Below are 14,871 nucleotides of genomic sequence, written 5' to 3' on the forward strand. Positions count from 1 at the left end.
CTTGAGCCACCACCCGCCGGAGGGACGCATGAAGAAGTCTGACAGGGAGATCATGGAAATTCTCGAAGCCTATGACGCCACCGGTTCCGCGCACTCGGCCGCGACCCTGGCCGGGGTGGATCCGAAGACGGTCCGGCGCTACGCCGCCGCCCGGGATGCGGGCCGGCCGGTGACCGGGCCGGGCCGCCGGCCCCGGATGATCGACGCTTACCTGCCGAAGATCGAGGAGTGGGTCGAGCGCAGCCAGGGCACGGTCCGCGCCGACGTCGTCCACGCCCGCCTGGTCGCGGTGGGGTTCCCGGGGACCGAGCGCACCACCCGCCGGGCGGTGGCGCAGGTGAAGGCGGCCTGGCGCACCGGGCACCGGCGCACCTACCGGCCCTGGATCACCGAGCCGGGTCTGTGGCTGCAGTTCGACTGGGGCGAAGGCCCGAAGGTCCCCGGGGTGGACGGGACGCCGCGGCGCACCTGGTTGTTCTGCGCCTGGCTGGCGTGGTCACGGTACCGGGTGGTGATCCCGGTGTGGGATCAGATCCTCCCGACGTTGATCGGGTGCCTGGATGCGACCCTGGCCCGGATCGGCGGGGTGCCGACCTACGTGCTCACTGACAACCCCAGGACCGTCACCGTCGATCACGTGGCCGGGGTGCCGGTGCGCCACCCGCAGATCGTTCAAGCTGGCCGGCACTACGGCACGCAGGTGCACACCTGCGTGCCGTATGACCCGGAGTCCAAGGGCGGGTCGGAGTCCACGGTGCGCATCGCCAAGGCCGATCTGGTGCCCACCGAGGCGAACCTGCGTGAGCACTACGCCTCCTTCGCCGCACTCGAGGCCGCCTGCGCGGCGTTCTGCGCCAAGGTCAACGGGCGCACCCATCGGGAGTCCGCGCGGATCCCGGAGCAGGCGTTGGTCGAGGAGCAGCAACGCCTGCACGTGGCCCCGACCGCCCCGCACACCACCGCCCTGGGGGTGACCCGCACGGTGGGCACCGACCAGACCATCCGGTTCGGCTCGGTGCGCTACTCCACCCCGCCCGGGCTGGTCGGGGCCGAGGTGTGGGTGCGGGTCGCCGGGGCCGAGCTGGTGGTCGTGGCCGACCTCGACGCCCTTCCGGTGGCCCCGGGTTGGGCGGCCGGGAGGGCCGGGCTCACCGAGGTCGCCCGCCACCGCCTCTCGACCCCGGGCAATCCACGGATCGACTTGGCCCACTACCTCGACCACCCCCAGGACCCCACGGGTGCCCCGCGCCCGCCTCGGCCACGGGCCCGCAGCGCGGCGGAGAAGGACTTCCTGGCCCTGGGCGCCGGCGCGCACGCGTGGCTGGTGGAGGCCTCCGCGGCCGGGGCCACCCGGATCCGGGCGAAGATGGCCGCCGCGGTTGAGCTCGCCGCCCTCATCGGGGACGGGCCCGTGGACGCCGCCCTCGGGGTAGCCGCGGCCGCCGGGCGCTTCGGCGAGGGTGATCTGACCGCGATCTGCGATCACCAGGCCACCGGGGCCACCGCCGCCGGGCTCGTGGCCGCCGACGAGACCCACTCCGCCCAGCCCGGCACCGCCGCCTGGGCGTCCTTCGGCGCCAGCACAACAACCAGCACAACCCCCACCACCAAGGAGACCGCTCAATGAACACGGCCACCGCCCCGGCAGCGCCGCCGCTGCCCGACGATCTCGCCGCGGTGCTCAAGCGCATGCGGATGCCCTACCTGCGCGCGGCCGCCCCCGAGGTGCTGGCCACCGCCCGCTCCCAGCGCTGGGACCCCACCGAGGTCCTCCGGGTGCTGCTGGCCGAGGAAGCCCGTGGCCGCGACGAGGCCACCCGCGCGGCCCGACGCAAGGCCGCGGGCCTGCCGGCCGGGAAGACCTTCGAGTCCTGGCGGTCAGGCGATTCTTCGATCCCGGCCCCGACACAGTCCGCCCTGGCCACCCTGGAATGGGTGGGCCGGGCGGAGAACCTTGCGATCTCAGGGCCATCGGGCACCGGCAAGACCCACTTCCTCGAGGCCCTGGCCCACCAGGTCATCGACGCCGGGATGCGGGTCTCCTGGTTCACCCTCGAGTCGCTGACCGCCGCGATCGGGCGGGCCGGGGTGGACGGTTCGATCGGCAAGACCATCGCCCGGATCACCCGGGCCGAGCTCATCGTCGTGGACGACATCGGGATGCTGCCCTCGGGCCAGGCCGCCGCCGAGGCCTTCTACCGTCTCGTCGACGCGACCTATGAACGCCGTAGCCTCGCGGTGACTTCCAACATCCATCCGGCAGGGTTCGACACGATCATGCCCAAGACCCTGGCCACCGCAGCCGTGGACCGGCTCCTGCACCACGCCCACGTCATCATTACCGAGGGCACCTCGCTGCGGCTCACCGAGGCCACCGCCGGACGCGGGGTGGTCCCTTTGACCTGACCGGCAGGGAGATCACCTGACCGCGGACAGGGAGATCAGCTGTCCGCCGACGGGGAGATCACCTGACCGCCCACAGGGAAGTCGAGCTGACCGTTGACAGTGACCGCGGGACGCCTGCGCTGCTCGCCTGCGACCGGAGCCGACGGACCGCACGGTTCCCCGGCGGAAGGCGTCCGGCGGGCGCTCCGGGGACGCCGCCGTGGTGCTGCCGCGGCCGGCGCGAGGCGGTCCGCGCGGTGGCCCGGATGCGCATGCCGCAGGGCCCCGCCCGCACGAGGTGCGCGGGCGGGGCCCTGCGGAACGGACCGGATCAGCGGTCGGCGGTGCTGCGGACCGGACCCCTCGGCGGGACGGTCGCGTCGCGGCCCGCCCGCTCATCGACGGCGGGCGGGGGCACGAGGGCCTCTCCCTCGCCGACCGCCTCGCCCTCGACGACCCGCTCGAGCGACGTGGCGAGCTCCTTCTCCCGCACGAAGCACAGCAGCAGCGCGGCCACCAGGGCCAGCGGCACGATCCACAGGAAGATCGGCGTCAGGGCGTCGTTGTAGGAGCTGACGACCGGGGCCCGCACGGCTTCCGGCAGGCCGGCGACCACGGCCGGGGTCAGCGAGTTCGTGCTCGCCGCCGTTCCGCCCTGCGCGGGCAGCCGCTGCGCCATGAGGTCGGTCAGCCGGCCCGCGAAGACGCTGCCCACGACCGCGGAGCCGAGAGTGGCCCCGATCTGGCGGAAGTAGTTGTTGGCCGCGGTGGCGGTGCCGACCTGTCGCAGGGGGAAGGTGTTCTGCACGATGAGCACGAGGATCTGCATGGACAGCCCCAGGCCCAGCCCCAGGACAGCGATGAACACGCACAGGTGCCACAGCGCGTCCCCGGCCGTGAGGGTGGACAGCAGCGCCAGCCCGGCGGCGACCACGAGGCTGCCCGCGATCGGCATCCACTTGTAGCGCCCGGTGCGGCTGACGAGCTGGCCCGACAGCGTCGAGGCGACCAGCAGCGCGCCCATCATCGGGACCATCAGCAGCCCCGACGCGGTGGCGTCCACGCCGTGGACCATCTGCAGGTACGTGGGCATGTACCCGATGGCCCCGAACATCGCGACGCCGATGAGCAGACCGGCCACGGTCGTGAGGTTGAAGTTCGCCTCGCCGAACAGGTGCATCGGGATGATGGGCTCGGCCGTGCGCCGCTCCACGGCCACGAACGCGGCGCCCGCCGCCACCGTGCCGGCGACCAGTGCCAGGATCACGGGATCGGTCCACTCGTACCGGCTCCCGCCCCAGGTGGCGAAGAGCACGAGGCACGTGGTGGCCACGGCGAGCAGGACCATGCCGGCGACGTCCAGGCGTGGCCGCTCCCCGTGCCGGGGCAGGTGCAGGAACAGGACGGCGCCCGCGAGGGCCAGCAGCCCGAGCGGGATGTTGATCCAGAACGCCCAGCGCCACCCGGGTCCCTCGGTGACGAAGCCGCCGAGCAGCGGGCCGGCCACCGAGGCCAGGGCGAACACGCCGCCCATCACGCCCATGTACTTCCCGCGCTCCCGGGCCGGGACGACGTCGGCGATGGTCGCCTGGGCCAGGATCATCAGGCCGCCGCCGCCCAGCCCCTGGAAGACCCGGGCGACGATCAGCACGTCGATCGTGCCCGCGAGGGCGCCGACGACGGAGCCGGCCATGAACAGCAGGATCGCCGTGACGAGCAGCGGCTTGCGGCCCATCAGGTCTCCGAGCTTGCCGTAGACGGGCATCGTGATGGTCGAGGCCAGGATGTAGGCGGTGATCACCCACACCATCTCGTCCACGCCGTCGAGCTCCCCCACGATGGTGGGCAGTGCGGTGCTGAGCACCGTCTGGTTCAGGGCCGCCAGCAGCATCGAGAGCATCAGGCCGACGAACAGCAGCCCGAGGTGCTGTGTCCGCTCCGCGGGCTCCGCCCGGTGGGCCGGGGTGCGGCTCACGGGAGGACCCTCCGGACGCGCCGGAACAGGGCGAGGGACGCCTCGAGGGCCTCGGCGGTCAGGCCGGCCTCGGCGGCGTGGGCGGGCGAGGACAGCGCGAAGCGCAGGGGGACGCCGGCGAGCAGCACGACCATCCGCGCCAGCTCGTCCGCCCCTGCCGCCTCCGCCCCTGCCGCCTCCGCGCCGGCCTCCTCGGCGGATCCGGCCGCCCAGGGCGGGTCGGCGGCGAGCCGGTCCGCCAGGGCGCGGCGCACGAGCTCCTCGGCCTCCTCCGCGTGCTCCCGGCGGCGCTGGCCCAGCTGCGGGTACTGCTGGACGAGCCGGCGGCGGCGGCCGCGGTTCCCGCCCGCGTAGGCGGTGCGGGCGACGGCCAGCAGCAGCCGGGTCACCTGCTCCAGGAGTTCGTGCCCGGGGTCGAGGTCGTCCAGCAGGGCCGGGTCCAGCACGGGGGCGCGCATCCCGAGGACCGCGTCGTCCTTGGACGGGAAGTAGTTGAAGAACGTGCGCGGGGAGATCCCGGCGCGCTCGGCGACGGCCTCGACCGTGGTGCGCTCCAGGCCCCGGTCGAGGGCCAAGGACGCGGCCGCCTCGTGGATGGCCGTCCAGGTCTCGGCCTTCTTGCGCTCGCGCAGGGAGGCCGGTGGAATCGATGTCATGGCCGCCCTTTTTTGCACTACTGCACTTTATGCACAACTGCACGTATCCCGCGGGTGGGGACGGAGTGGGCTGGTGCGGGACGGCACAGGCCGCCGCGAGCCGGACACGCCGGAGGCCCCGGACACCAGGTGGTGTCCGGGGCCTCCGGTGCGGGCGGGCGCGCGGGTCAGTGCGCGTGGTCGCCGCGGGAGTACTCGAAGATGAGCCCGACGAGGGCCACCGCCACGAGGGGCAGCGCCAGCATCATGATCCACCAGCCCATGGCCAGGGCGATCACGCCGAGGGCGGCGCCGGCACCGAGGGCGATGGGCCACCAGCTCCACGGGGAGAAGTGGCCGTACTCACCGGCGGACTCGACGATCTCGCCGTCGAGCTTGTCCTCGGGCAGGATGCCGCCGGTGCTGCGCTCGGTGAGCCACAGGTAGACCGCGAGCATGAAGGACATCGCGGAGGTGGCCAGCAGGGCCGGGAAGCCGACGAGCTCCTGGAACTGCGTGAGGAAGCCGTAGACGACCGCCACGATCAGGGTGAAGACGCCGAGCAGGACGAACAGTTTGATGGACAGCTTCATGTGCTCAGCCCTTCCGCGTGGCCATGGCGGCGTCGTCGACCGGAGACTGCTGCGGGGACTCCGCGGCCAGTTCCGGGTGGTGGAGGTCCAGCGCCGGGCGCTCGGAGCGGATCCGGGGCAGCGAGGTGAAATTGTGCCGCGGGGGCGGGCAGGACGTCGCCCACTCGAGCGATCCGCCGAAGCCCCACGGGTCGTCGACCTCGACCTTCTTGCCGTTGCGGTGGGTGGTCCACACGTTGTAGAAGAACGGGATCATGGACACGCCGAGCAGCATGGACCCGACCGTGGAGATCTGGTTCATCCAGGTGAACCCGTCCTCGGGCAGGTAGTCCGCGTAGCGGCGGGGCATGCCGTCCACGCCCAGCCAGTGCTGGATGAGGAAGGTCATGTGGAAGCCCAGGAACAGCAGCCAGAAGTGGATCTTGCCGATCCGCTCGTTGAGCATGTAGCCGGTCCACTTCGGCCACCAGAAGTAGAACCCGGCGAACATGCCGAACACCACGGTGCCGAAGACCACGTAGTGGAAGTGGGCGACCACGAAGTAGGAGTCCGAGACGTGGAAGTCCAGCGGCGGGGTCGCCAGGATCACGCCGGTGAGACCGCCGAACAGGAAGGTGAACAGGAAGCCGAGCACCCACAGCATGGGGGTCTCGAAGGTGATCGAGCCCTGCCACATGGTGCCGATCCAGTTGAAGAACTTCACGCCGGTGGGCACCGCGATCATCATCGTCATGAACGCGAAGAAGGACAGCATCACCGCACCGGTGACGTACATGTGGTGGGCCCACACGGTCACCGACAGGGCGGCGATGGCGATGGTCGCGAAGACCAGGCCCTTGTAGCCGAACAGCGGCTTGCGGGAGAACACCGGGATGATCTCGGAGACGATGCCGAAGAACGGCAGCGCCAGCACGTAGACCTCGGGGTGGCCGAAGAACCAGAACAGGTGCTGCCACAGCACCGCTCCCCCGTTGGCCGGGTCGAAGATGTGCCCGCCGAGGGTGCGGTCCATGCCCAGGGCGAACAGGGCCGCGGCCAGGGGCGGGAAGACCATGACGATCAGCAGCGAGGTGATCAGGGCGTTCCAGGTGAACAGGCCCATGCGCCACACGGTCATGCCGGGGGCGCGCATCGCGATGATCGTGGTGATGAAGTTGACCGCGCCCATGATCGTGCCGAAGCCCTGCAGGGCCAGGCCGAACACCCACAGGTTGCCGCCGGCGCCCGGGGAGAAGGACGAGTTGGACAGCGGGGTGTAGGCGAACCAGCCGAAGGACGCCGCACCCTGCGGGGTGATGAACCCGGCGAGGGCCACCAGGGAGCCGAAGAGGAAGAACCAGAAGGCCAGGGCGTTCAGCCGCGGGAAGGCGACGTCGGGGGCGCCGATCTGCAGCGGGACGATGACGTTGGCGAAGCCGGCGAACAGCGGGGTGCCGAACATCAGCAGCATCAGCGTGCCGTGCATGGTGAACAGCTGGTTGTACTGCTCCTTCGTCTCCAGGACCTGCATGCCCGGCTCGAAGAGCTCGGCACGGATCAGCAGCGCCATGACACCGGCGATGCAGAAGAACGTGAAGGAGGAGATCAGGTACATGTACCCGATGGTCTTGTGGTCCGTGGACGTGATCCAGTTGACGATCAGACGTCCCTTGGAGCGAGGCACGACGCGCGGAGCGACCGCGGCGGCCTCGTCCCGTGAATACTCGAGTGTCGACACCGGAACTCCTTAGTTGAACGCAGTTTCTGAGTGCTGGTCTTCCGCGCCCGGGTAGGAGTCGCGGCTGTACTCCTCGCCCAGCGCACCGGTCTGGCCGGCGTCGCGCAGGGACTGGATGTGCGCGTCGTACTCCGCCTGGTCGACCACGGCGACGTTGAACAGCATCTCGGAGTGGTACTCGCCGCAGAACTCGGCGCACTTGCCGTAGAACTCGCCCTCACGGCCCGTGGTGATGCTGATGTAGTTGGTCCGGCCGGGGAACATGTCGGCCTTCTCGAGGAACGCGGGGACCCAGAACGAGTGGATGACGTCGCGGGAGGTGACCTGCAGCTCGACCTCGCTGTTCGAGGGCAGGTAGAGGGTCGGCACCCGGTCCGGGACGCCCTCCTCGCCGTCGAGGTGGCCCTGGATGCCGGTGTCCCAGACGTCGTCGCTGAGGTAGTTGAAGTCCCACGCCCACTGCTTGCCGTAGACCTGGACGACGGTGTCCGGGTCGTCGTGGCGCTCGGTGATCTCCGACTGGGTGCGCTCCGTGAAGAAGAACAGGGAGACGATCATGGCGATCGGCACGATGGTGTAGAAGACCTCGAGGGGCGCGTGGTAGGCGACCTGACGGGGGTAGCCGGCCTCGTTCTTCCGGCGCCGGTAGGCGATCATGCACCACAGCATCAGCGCCCAGGTCAGCAGGCCCACGGCCAGTGCCGCGATCCAGGACCCGACCCACAGGTCGAGGATCAGATCAGCGTTGTCGGTCGTGCCCCGCTCGGTGGGCATCCACCCGAGCTTCGCCTCCTCCGCGCATCCGGTCAGCGCGGTCGCTGCCAGGACTGCTACCGCCGACGCCTTCGCCGTGCGGCGAAAGCGGCTGTCGGTTCGTGTGTGCGAACTCACAGACGGCCCTTCCTCTTCTATCTCGTGCTCGTCGCCTGCGCGCCGTGGACCCCGGACCCCGAGGACGTCGGACACGGTCAGCCGGATTGTTTCCCTCCGAGCTTACCCCCAGTCGACGACATCTGCTGACACTGTGTCAGTGTCGGCGGGGTCGCCCGCGGGCCGCCGCGGACGGGCTCCCGCGGGCACGACGGAGGCCCGCCGTCCGGTCGGACGGCGGGCCTCGTGGGAGCGCTCCGCAGGGGTGCCGGACCCCGGCGGCTCAGGGCTCGGCCGGCGGCGGCGCGGGGCTCAGTGGAAGGAGTCGCCGCAGGCGCAGGAGCCGCCCGCGTTGGGGTTGTCGATCGAGAAGCCCTGCTTGGAGATGGAGTCCTCGAAGTCGATGGTCGAGCCCTCGAGGTAGGGCACGCTCATCTTGTCCACGATGACCTCGACGCCCCCGAAGTCGCGCACGGCGTCCCCGTCGAGGATGCGCTCGTCGAAGTAGAGCTGGTAGATCAGCCCGGAGCAGCCGCCGGGCTGCACGGCCACGCGCAGGCGCAGGTCGGTGCGGCCCTCCTGCTCGAGCAGGGCGCGGACCTTCTCGGAGGCCACCTCGGTCAGCTGGACGCCGTGGGCCGGGAGGCCGTCCACTGCGGCGCCGTTGTCGGTCGTGACGCTCATGATGCTCACTTTCTGTGGATGGGTGCCGCGCGGCCCGGGACCGGCGACGGGTCTACCACGGGGCACAACGGCCCCGCGGCGCGGATCATTCCCGCCCGGCGGGGCCGTGGGCCGCGTCGAGGGCGAGCAGCAGCAGCGCCTCGGCGACGACGGCCCGCTCGAACTCCCCCAGGTGCAGGGACTCGTCGGCGCCGTGGGCCCGGGAGTCGGGGTCCTCGACGCCGGTGATGAGGATGTCGGCGCCGGGGTAGACCTCGGTGAGGTCGGCCGTGAAGGGGATGGACCCGCCCACGCCCGTCTCCACGGGCGGGCGGCCCCAGGCCTGCCCCAGGGCCCACTGCATGGCCCGGGCGGCCGGGGAGGACATGTCGGTGCGGAAGGGCTGGCCGGTCTCCTCGATCCGCACGTCCACGCGGGCGCCGAAGGGGGCGTGCTCGAGCAGGTGCCGGCGCAGCGCCTCCGCGGCGGCGGCGGGGTCCTGGCCCGGGGCGATCCGCAGGCTCAGCCGGGCCCGGGCCGAGGGCGCGATGGTGTTCGAGGCGACGTCCACGGGGGTGACGTCCATGCCCGTGACCGACAGCGCCGGCCGGGTCCACAGCCGGGAGGCCACCGACCCCCGCCCGGCCAGCCGCACCCCGTCGAGCACGGCGGCGTCGGCGCGGAACCGGTCCTCGTCGTAGACGAGGTCGGTGCCGTCCTCGGCGTGCAGCCCCTCGACGGCGACGGCGCCGTCGTCGTCGTGCAGGGTCGCGACCAGCCGGGAGAGCAGGGTCGGGGCGTCGAGCAGCGGCCCGCCGTACATCCCCGAGTGCACGGCGTGGGCCAGCACGGAGACCTCCACCACGGCCCCGACCACGCCCCGCAGGCTCGTGGTGAGGGCGGGCACCCCGACCTCCCAGTTGGCGGAGTCCGCGATGACGATCACGTCCGCGGCCAGCCGGTCGCGATAGGCCTCGAGGAACGCACGGAACGAGGGCGAACCGGCCTCCTCCTCCCCCTCGACGAACACGGTCACGCCGAGGCCGGCGTCCTCCCCCGCGACGGCGTCGAGCACGCGCAGGGCGGCCACGTGGGCCATGACACCGGCCTTGTCGTCGGCCGCCCCGCGGCCGTAGAGGCGCCCGTCGCGCTCCTCGGCCGTGAACGGGTCGGAGTGCCACAGCTCCCGCCGGCCGGGGGGCTGGACGTCGTGGTGGGCGTAGAGCAGCACCGTCGGGCGCCCGGGGGCCGCGCGGCGGCGGGCGACCACGGCCGGCCGGCCCGGTCCCCCGGCGTGGGGCACCCGGAGGATCTCGACCTCGTCCAGCCCGGCCTCCTCGAGCAGCGCGGCCACCGCGCGGGCGCTGCGCTCGAGCTGCCCGGGGTCGAAGCTCTCCCACGCGATGCCGGGGATCGCCACGAGCTCGCGCAGCTGCTCGACGGTGCGCGGCATGCCGGCGCGCACGGCCTCGCGGACGGCCTCGACGGGCAGGGACGGGGGCGGGGTCCAGGACTCGGTCATGCCGAACACCCTACGTCCGCCCCGCCCCGTGCCGCCGCCGGGCCGGCCGGAGGGGCCGGTCGGCTATCCTTGACGGGTGTTTGGACGCAAGAAGGACGCAGACCGTGCGGGTTCCACGTCGGTGACGGCGCAGCCGCCCGCCGACGAGGCCGTGCCCGCCCCCCGGCAGACCCCCGGCAAGGGCCGGCCCACCCCGAGCCGGCGCGAGCGGGAGGCCGCCCGGCGGCGACCGCTGGTGCCGGAGGACCGCAAGGCCGCCAAGGCCCAGTCCCGGGACGCCGCCCGCGAGCAGCGGCTGCGCGCGCAGGCGGGCCTGGCCGCGGGCGACGAGCGGTTCCTGGGCCCGCGCGACCGCGGCCCGCAGCGCCGCTTCGCGCGCGACTGGATCGACTCCCGCTTCAACCTCGGCGAGTACCTGCTCGTCGTCGCGGTCGTGGCCCTGTTCGTCCTGTTCTTCCCGAACCAGAACGTCGCCGCCTACGGCGTCTACGTCATCTGGGCCCTGATGGTCCTGGGGATCGTCGATGCCGTCGTCACGACCGGGCGGATGAAGAAGGCCATGCGGGCGAGGTTCGGCGACGTGGAGCCCGGCGTGCGCTGGTACGCGGCGATGCGCGCGTTCTCGATGCGCCGCCTGCGCCTGCCCCGCCCCCAGGTGAAGCGGGGCGATCGGCCCGCCTGAGCAGGCCGCCGCTCCCCCGGAAGGCGCACCGCCCCCGGACCTCGTGCGAGGTCCGGGGGCGGTTCCCGTTCCGGGGTCCGTGCCCGTTCGGGAGTGGTTCAGCGCCGGGCGCGGGCCAGACCCCGGTTGATCCGGTGCGCCCAGAACGGGCCCTCGTAGAGGAAGGCGGTGTAGCCCTGGACGAGGGTCGCGCCCGCGTCCAGGCGCTCGCGGACGTCCTCCGCGGTGGTCACCCCGCCGACCGAGACGAGGGTGAGCCGGTCCCCCGCCCGCTCCCGCAGCAGCCGCAGCACCTCGAGGGAGCGCCGGCGCAGCGGCGCCCCGGAGAGCCCGCCGGCCCCGCAGGCCTCGACCTCGGCGGGGTCCGAGGCGAGGCCCTCGCGGGCGGTCGTGGTGTTGGTGGCCACCACGCCGTCGAGGCCGAGGTCCAGGGCGAGGTCGGCGACCGCGAGGACGTCCTCGTCGGTGAGGTCGGGGGCGATCTTCACCAGCAGCGGCACGTGCCGCCCGGCGGCGCCGTCCGCGGCCTCGCCGACGGCGCGCAGCAGCGGGCGCAGGCTCTCGATCTCCTGCAGCTGCCGCAGCCCGGGGGTGTTCGGGGAGGAGACGTTGACGACGAGGTAGTCCGCCAGCGGGGCGAGGACCCGGGTCGAGCGCAGGTAGTCCTCGACAGCGTCCTCGAGCGGGACGAGCTTGGTCTTGCCGATGTTCACCCCGACGACGGGCCGGGCCCGGCCGGGGTGCTCGCGCCCGAGACGGCGGCGGGCCGCGGCGAGCCGGGGGGCGACCGCCTCGGCGCCGTCGTTGTTGAACCCCATCCGGTTGACGACCGCCCGGTCCCGCACGAGGCGGAACAGCCGGGGCCGGGGGTTGCCGGGCTGTGCCTGCGCGGTGACGGTGCCGATCTCCACGTGCCCGAAGCCGAGGTCGGCCAGCGCCCCGATGCCCTCCGCGCCCTTGTCGAAGCCGGCGGCCAGGCCGAACGGCGAGGGGAAGCGCAGGCCCATGGCCCGCACCTCGGCGCCGGGGTCGGGGCGGGTGCGGGCGCGCAGGACCGCGCCGAGGGGCGTGGCCCCGGCCGCCCGGATCCCGGCGAAGCCGATCCGGTGGGCCCGTTCCGCGTCCATCCGGGAGAAGACGGCCTGGAAGAACATAGGGTAGAAGCGCATGGGCCCAGTCTTCCACAGGGCCCGCGCGGCTCCCGCGGGCCGGCATCGGCGGGGCCCCGGCGGAACGAGGACCGATGAGCACAGCGGCGGACGGCTGGGAGCCCGACGTGCTCGGGCCCGGGTTCACGGCGCGGACGGTGGACCTGGCGGCGGGCTCGGCCCCGCACACGACGGCCACGGTCGTGCGCCACCGCCCGGAGGCCCGGGCGTCCGCGGCGCGCCCCCACGGCGCGGTGCTGTACCTGCACGGATGGTCCGACTACTTCTTCAACGCCGAGCTCGCCCGCGCCGTGACGGCGGCCGGCTGGTCGTTCTACGCCCTGGACCTGCACGGGTACGGGCGCAACCTCACCGACGAGGTGCTGCGCGTGCCCGAGGGCCCGCCCGGGCACACGACCGACCTGCGCGACTACGACGACGACGTGGCGGCGGCCCTGGAGGTCCTCGCCGAGGACGGGGCCCCCGGCCCGGGCGGGAAGCTCGTGCTGATGGGCCACTCCACGGGCGGGCTGACCGCGGCCCTGTGGGCGGCCCACCACCCCGGCCGCCTCGACGGGCTGGCCCTCAACGCCCCGTGGCTGGGGCCCCACGGGGCCGACGTGGTGGGCCGGCTGCTGCGCCGGGTGCTGGGGCCGCTCGCCCGCCGCCGCCCCGAGCGGGAGCTGCGGCTGCGGTTGCGCAGCCACTACTACCGGGTGATCAGCCACCACGCCGAGGGCGAGTGGCCGATCGACCCGCGCTGGCGCCCGGAGACGAGCTTCGCGCTCACCCCGGGCTGGCTGAACGCTGTCCTTCAGGCTCAGCTCGAGGTCGTGGAGGGGCTGAACCTTCAGGTTCCCGTGCTGCTCCAGGTCTCGGCGCGCTCCTGGATCCGCCCCTGGTGGTCGGAGCGGATGCGCTCGGCGGACACCGTGCTCGACGTGCGGCAGATCCGCCGGCACGCCCGGGACCTCGGCCCGCACGTGGTGGTGCGCAGCTACGAGGGGGCGGTGCACGACGTCCACCTGTCGCGGGAGCCGGTGCGCCGCGCGGCGCAGCGCGACCTCGTGGCCTGGCTGGAGGGCGTGGCCGGGGCGGGCGGGCGCCCCGGGGCTCAGCGGGCGTACCGGCGGTCGCGGCGGGCGTAGACCTCCACCGCCTCCCACAGGGTGCGGCGGTCGACGTCGGGCCACAGCACGTCCTGGAAGACGAGCTCGGCGTAGGCCGACTGCCACAGCAGGAAGTTGGAGATCCGCTGCTCCCCCGAGGAGCGCAGGAACAGGTCGACGTCCGGCAGGTCCGGCTCGTCGAGGTAGCGCTGGACCGTCTCCTCCGTGATCCTCCGCGGGTCCAGCCGGCCCGCACGGGCGTCGGCGGCCATCGCGGCCGCGGCGTCGGCGATCTCCGCCCGTCCGCCGTAGTTGACGCACATGGTGAGGGTGACGGCGTCGTTGCCGGCGGTCGTGCGCTCGGCCTCCTCGAGCCGGTTGATCACGGAGCGCCACAGCCGGGGCCGGCGCCCGGCCCAGCGGATGCGCACGCCCCACTCCTGGAAGGTCTCCAGGCGCCGCTCCATGACGTCGGCGGTGTAGTTCATGAGGAACGTGACCTCGTCGAGGGAGCGCTTCCAGTTCTCGGTGGAGAAGGCGTAGGCGCTCACGTACGGGATGCCCATCTCGATGGCACCGGCCACGACCTCGACGAGCGCGGCCTCCCCCGCCTTGTGGCCCTCGTTGCGCGGCAGCCCGCGCTGGTTGGCCCAGCGTCCGTTGCCGTCCATGACCACCGCCACGTGCCGCGGCACGAACTGCGGCGGCACGGGCGGGGCGGTCGCTCCGCTGGGATGCGGGGGCGGGGCGGCAAAGCCGGGCATGGGTCAGCTCCGTTCCACGAGGTTCAGGGCCTTCACGGCCCTCTCCAGGTGCCACTGTACGTAGGCGGCGACGATCCCGGCGGCGGCCCGCCCGGTGCGCGGCTCGGCGGCGTCGATGCGCTCCCAGTCCCCGGTCAGCAGCGCGGCGAGGTGGGCGAGCACGGCCGGGTCCGGGGCCGCCGAGCCGGGCGGGCGGCAGGCCGGGCACACGACCCCGCCCAGCGGTGCGGAGAAGGCCTCGTGCGGACCGGGGGCGCCGCAGCGGGCGCAGTCGGTGAAGCTCGGCGCCCAGCCGGCGGTCGAGACCGCGCGCAGCAGGTAGGAGTCGAGGACCGCGCCGGGTTCGTGCAGGCCGCGGGCGAGGGCGGAGAGGGCGCCGGTGAGCAGCCGGTACTGCTGGGCGGCGGACTCGTCGTCGCTCTCCGTGAGCTTCTCGGCGGCCTCGGCCATGGCGGCCGCGGCGGTGTACTTGGCGTAGTCGGCGGCGATCGCGGAGCCGTAGCCGCGCTTGCCCAGGGCCTGGGAGACGATGTCGAGGTTGCGCCCGGAGACCAGCTGCAGCTCGGCGACGTTGAACGGCTCCAGGCGCGAGCCGAAGCGGGAGGTGGTGCGGCGCACGCCCTTGGCCACGGCGCGGACCTGGCCGTGGTCGCGGGTCAGCAGCACGACGATCCGGTCGGCCTCCCCCAGCGTGTAGGTGCGCAGGACCACGGCGTCGTCCCGATAGCTGCGCGATGCGAAGGTCGTCCTGGCCACCGGCCCATTCTCCCACGGGCCGCCGACACCGCGGGCCCGGCGCCGGGGAGGC

Annotated in this window: 14 protein-coding genes; 4 read left to right on the plus strand and 10 right to left on the minus strand. The window is 73.1% G+C overall.

Annotated elements, in window-relative coordinates; translation table 11 throughout:
• Positions 1 to 28 precede the first annotated feature (28 nt).
• Both istA and istB read left to right on the plus strand, forming a co-directional pair.
• Positions 29 to 1,627: an IS21 family transposase gene (gene istA, locus AS188_RS10905; protein ID WP_211268302.1), complete on the plus strand. Its 1,599-nt coding sequence runs from the start codon at positions 29 to 31 to the stop codon at positions 1,625 to 1,627.
• Positions 1,624 to 2,406 (plus strand): IS21-like element helper ATPase IstB, encoded by a 783-nt coding sequence (gene istB / locus AS188_RS10910; RefSeq protein ID WP_058858875.1) that lies wholly within the window; start codon positions 1,624 to 1,626, stop codon positions 2,404 to 2,406. The genes istA and istB overlap by 4 nt, the downstream gene beginning before the upstream one ends.
• A gap of 310 nt (positions 2,407 to 2,716) precedes the next feature.
• Here istB and AS188_RS10915 read toward each other — a convergent pair whose 3' ends face one another.
• The 7 genes from AS188_RS10915 to AS188_RS10945 all read right to left on the minus strand — a co-directional run bounded on the left by AS188_RS10915 (position 2,717) and on the right by AS188_RS10945 (position 10,360).
• A complete protein-coding gene (locus AS188_RS10915) occupies positions 2,717 to 4,285 on the minus strand; it encodes an MDR family MFS transporter (protein ID WP_083529584.1) in 1,569 nt (522 codons plus the stop codon).
• A gap of 71 nt (positions 4,286 to 4,356) precedes the next feature.
• Entirely contained in the window at positions 4,357 to 5,016 is a 660-nt protein-coding gene (locus tag AS188_RS17240; RefSeq protein WP_058858876.1) for a TetR/AcrR family transcriptional regulator, read from the minus strand.
• A 167-nt stretch (positions 5,017 to 5,183) separates the two neighbouring features.
• The gene (locus AS188_RS10925) at positions 5,184 to 5,588 is read right to left on the minus strand and encodes a cytochrome c oxidase subunit 4 (RefSeq protein WP_058858877.1); all 405 of its coding nucleotides are present in this window, start codon (positions 5,586 to 5,588) and stop codon (positions 5,184 to 5,186) included.
• A 4-nt stretch (positions 5,589 to 5,592) separates the two neighbouring features.
• Positions 5,593 to 7,305, minus strand: a complete 1,713-nt coding sequence (gene ctaD / locus AS188_RS10930; RefSeq protein ID WP_058858878.1) for an aa3-type cytochrome oxidase subunit I — start codon at positions 7,303 to 7,305, stop codon at positions 5,593 to 5,595.
• Positions 7,306 to 7,314: 9 nt separating this feature from the next.
• Positions 7,315 to 8,196: an aa3-type cytochrome oxidase subunit II gene (gene ctaC / locus AS188_RS10935; protein WP_058858879.1), complete on the minus strand. Its 882-nt coding sequence runs from the start codon at positions 8,194 to 8,196 to the stop codon at positions 7,315 to 7,317.
• A gap of 291 nt (positions 8,197 to 8,487) precedes the next feature.
• Positions 8,488 to 8,859, minus strand: coding sequence for a HesB/IscA family protein (locus AS188_RS10940; protein ID WP_058858880.1), 372 nt, complete (start codon positions 8,857 to 8,859; stop codon positions 8,488 to 8,490).
• Positions 8,860 to 8,944: 85 nt separating this feature from the next.
• Positions 8,945 to 10,360, minus strand: a complete 1,416-nt coding sequence (locus tag AS188_RS10945) for a dipeptidase (protein WP_058859887.1) — start codon at positions 10,358 to 10,360, stop codon at positions 8,945 to 8,947.
• A 121-nt stretch (positions 10,361 to 10,481) separates the two neighbouring features.
• On the opposite strand from AS188_RS10945, the gene AS188_RS10950 reads away from it, so the two are divergent.
• Positions 10,482 to 11,042, plus strand: a complete 561-nt coding sequence (locus tag AS188_RS10950; protein ID WP_058858881.1) for a DUF3043 domain-containing protein — start codon at positions 10,482 to 10,484, stop codon at positions 11,040 to 11,042.
• Positions 11,043 to 11,140: 98 nt separating this feature from the next.
• Here AS188_RS10950 and AS188_RS10955 read toward each other — a convergent pair whose 3' ends face one another.
• Positions 11,141 to 12,211 carry a quinone-dependent dihydroorotate dehydrogenase gene (locus AS188_RS10955; RefSeq protein ID WP_058858882.1) on the minus strand — a complete coding sequence of 357 codons (1,071 nt, stop codon included), beginning with the start codon at positions 12,209 to 12,211 and terminating at the stop codon, positions 11,141 to 11,143.
• Between the two features lie 74 nt (positions 12,212 to 12,285).
• Here AS188_RS10955 and AS188_RS10960 point away from each other — a divergent pair, with 74 nt between their 5' ends.
• Positions 12,286 to 13,338, plus strand: a complete 1,053-nt coding sequence (locus AS188_RS10960; RefSeq protein ID WP_058858883.1) for an alpha/beta hydrolase — start codon at positions 12,286 to 12,288, stop codon at positions 13,336 to 13,338.
• Here AS188_RS10960 and AS188_RS10965 read toward each other — a convergent pair.
• Both AS188_RS10965 and recO read right to left on the minus strand, forming a co-directional pair.
• Positions 13,305 to 14,063: an isoprenyl transferase gene (locus tag AS188_RS10965; RefSeq protein WP_058858884.1), complete on the minus strand. Its 759-nt coding sequence runs from the start codon at positions 14,061 to 14,063 to the stop codon at positions 13,305 to 13,307. The two genes, AS188_RS10960 and AS188_RS10965, sit on opposite strands and share 34 nt — an antisense overlap.
• A 3-nt stretch (positions 14,064 to 14,066) precedes the next feature.
• Positions 14,067 to 14,819, minus strand: a complete 753-nt coding sequence (recO, locus tag AS188_RS10970; RefSeq protein ID WP_058858885.1) for a DNA repair protein RecO — start codon at positions 14,817 to 14,819, stop codon at positions 14,067 to 14,069.
• Positions 14,820 to 14,871: the final 52 nt, after the last annotated feature.

Source organism: Kocuria flava, assembly GCF_001482365.1.
Classification (GTDB): domain Bacteria; phylum Actinomycetota; class Actinomycetes; order Actinomycetales; family Micrococcaceae; genus Kocuria; species Kocuria flava.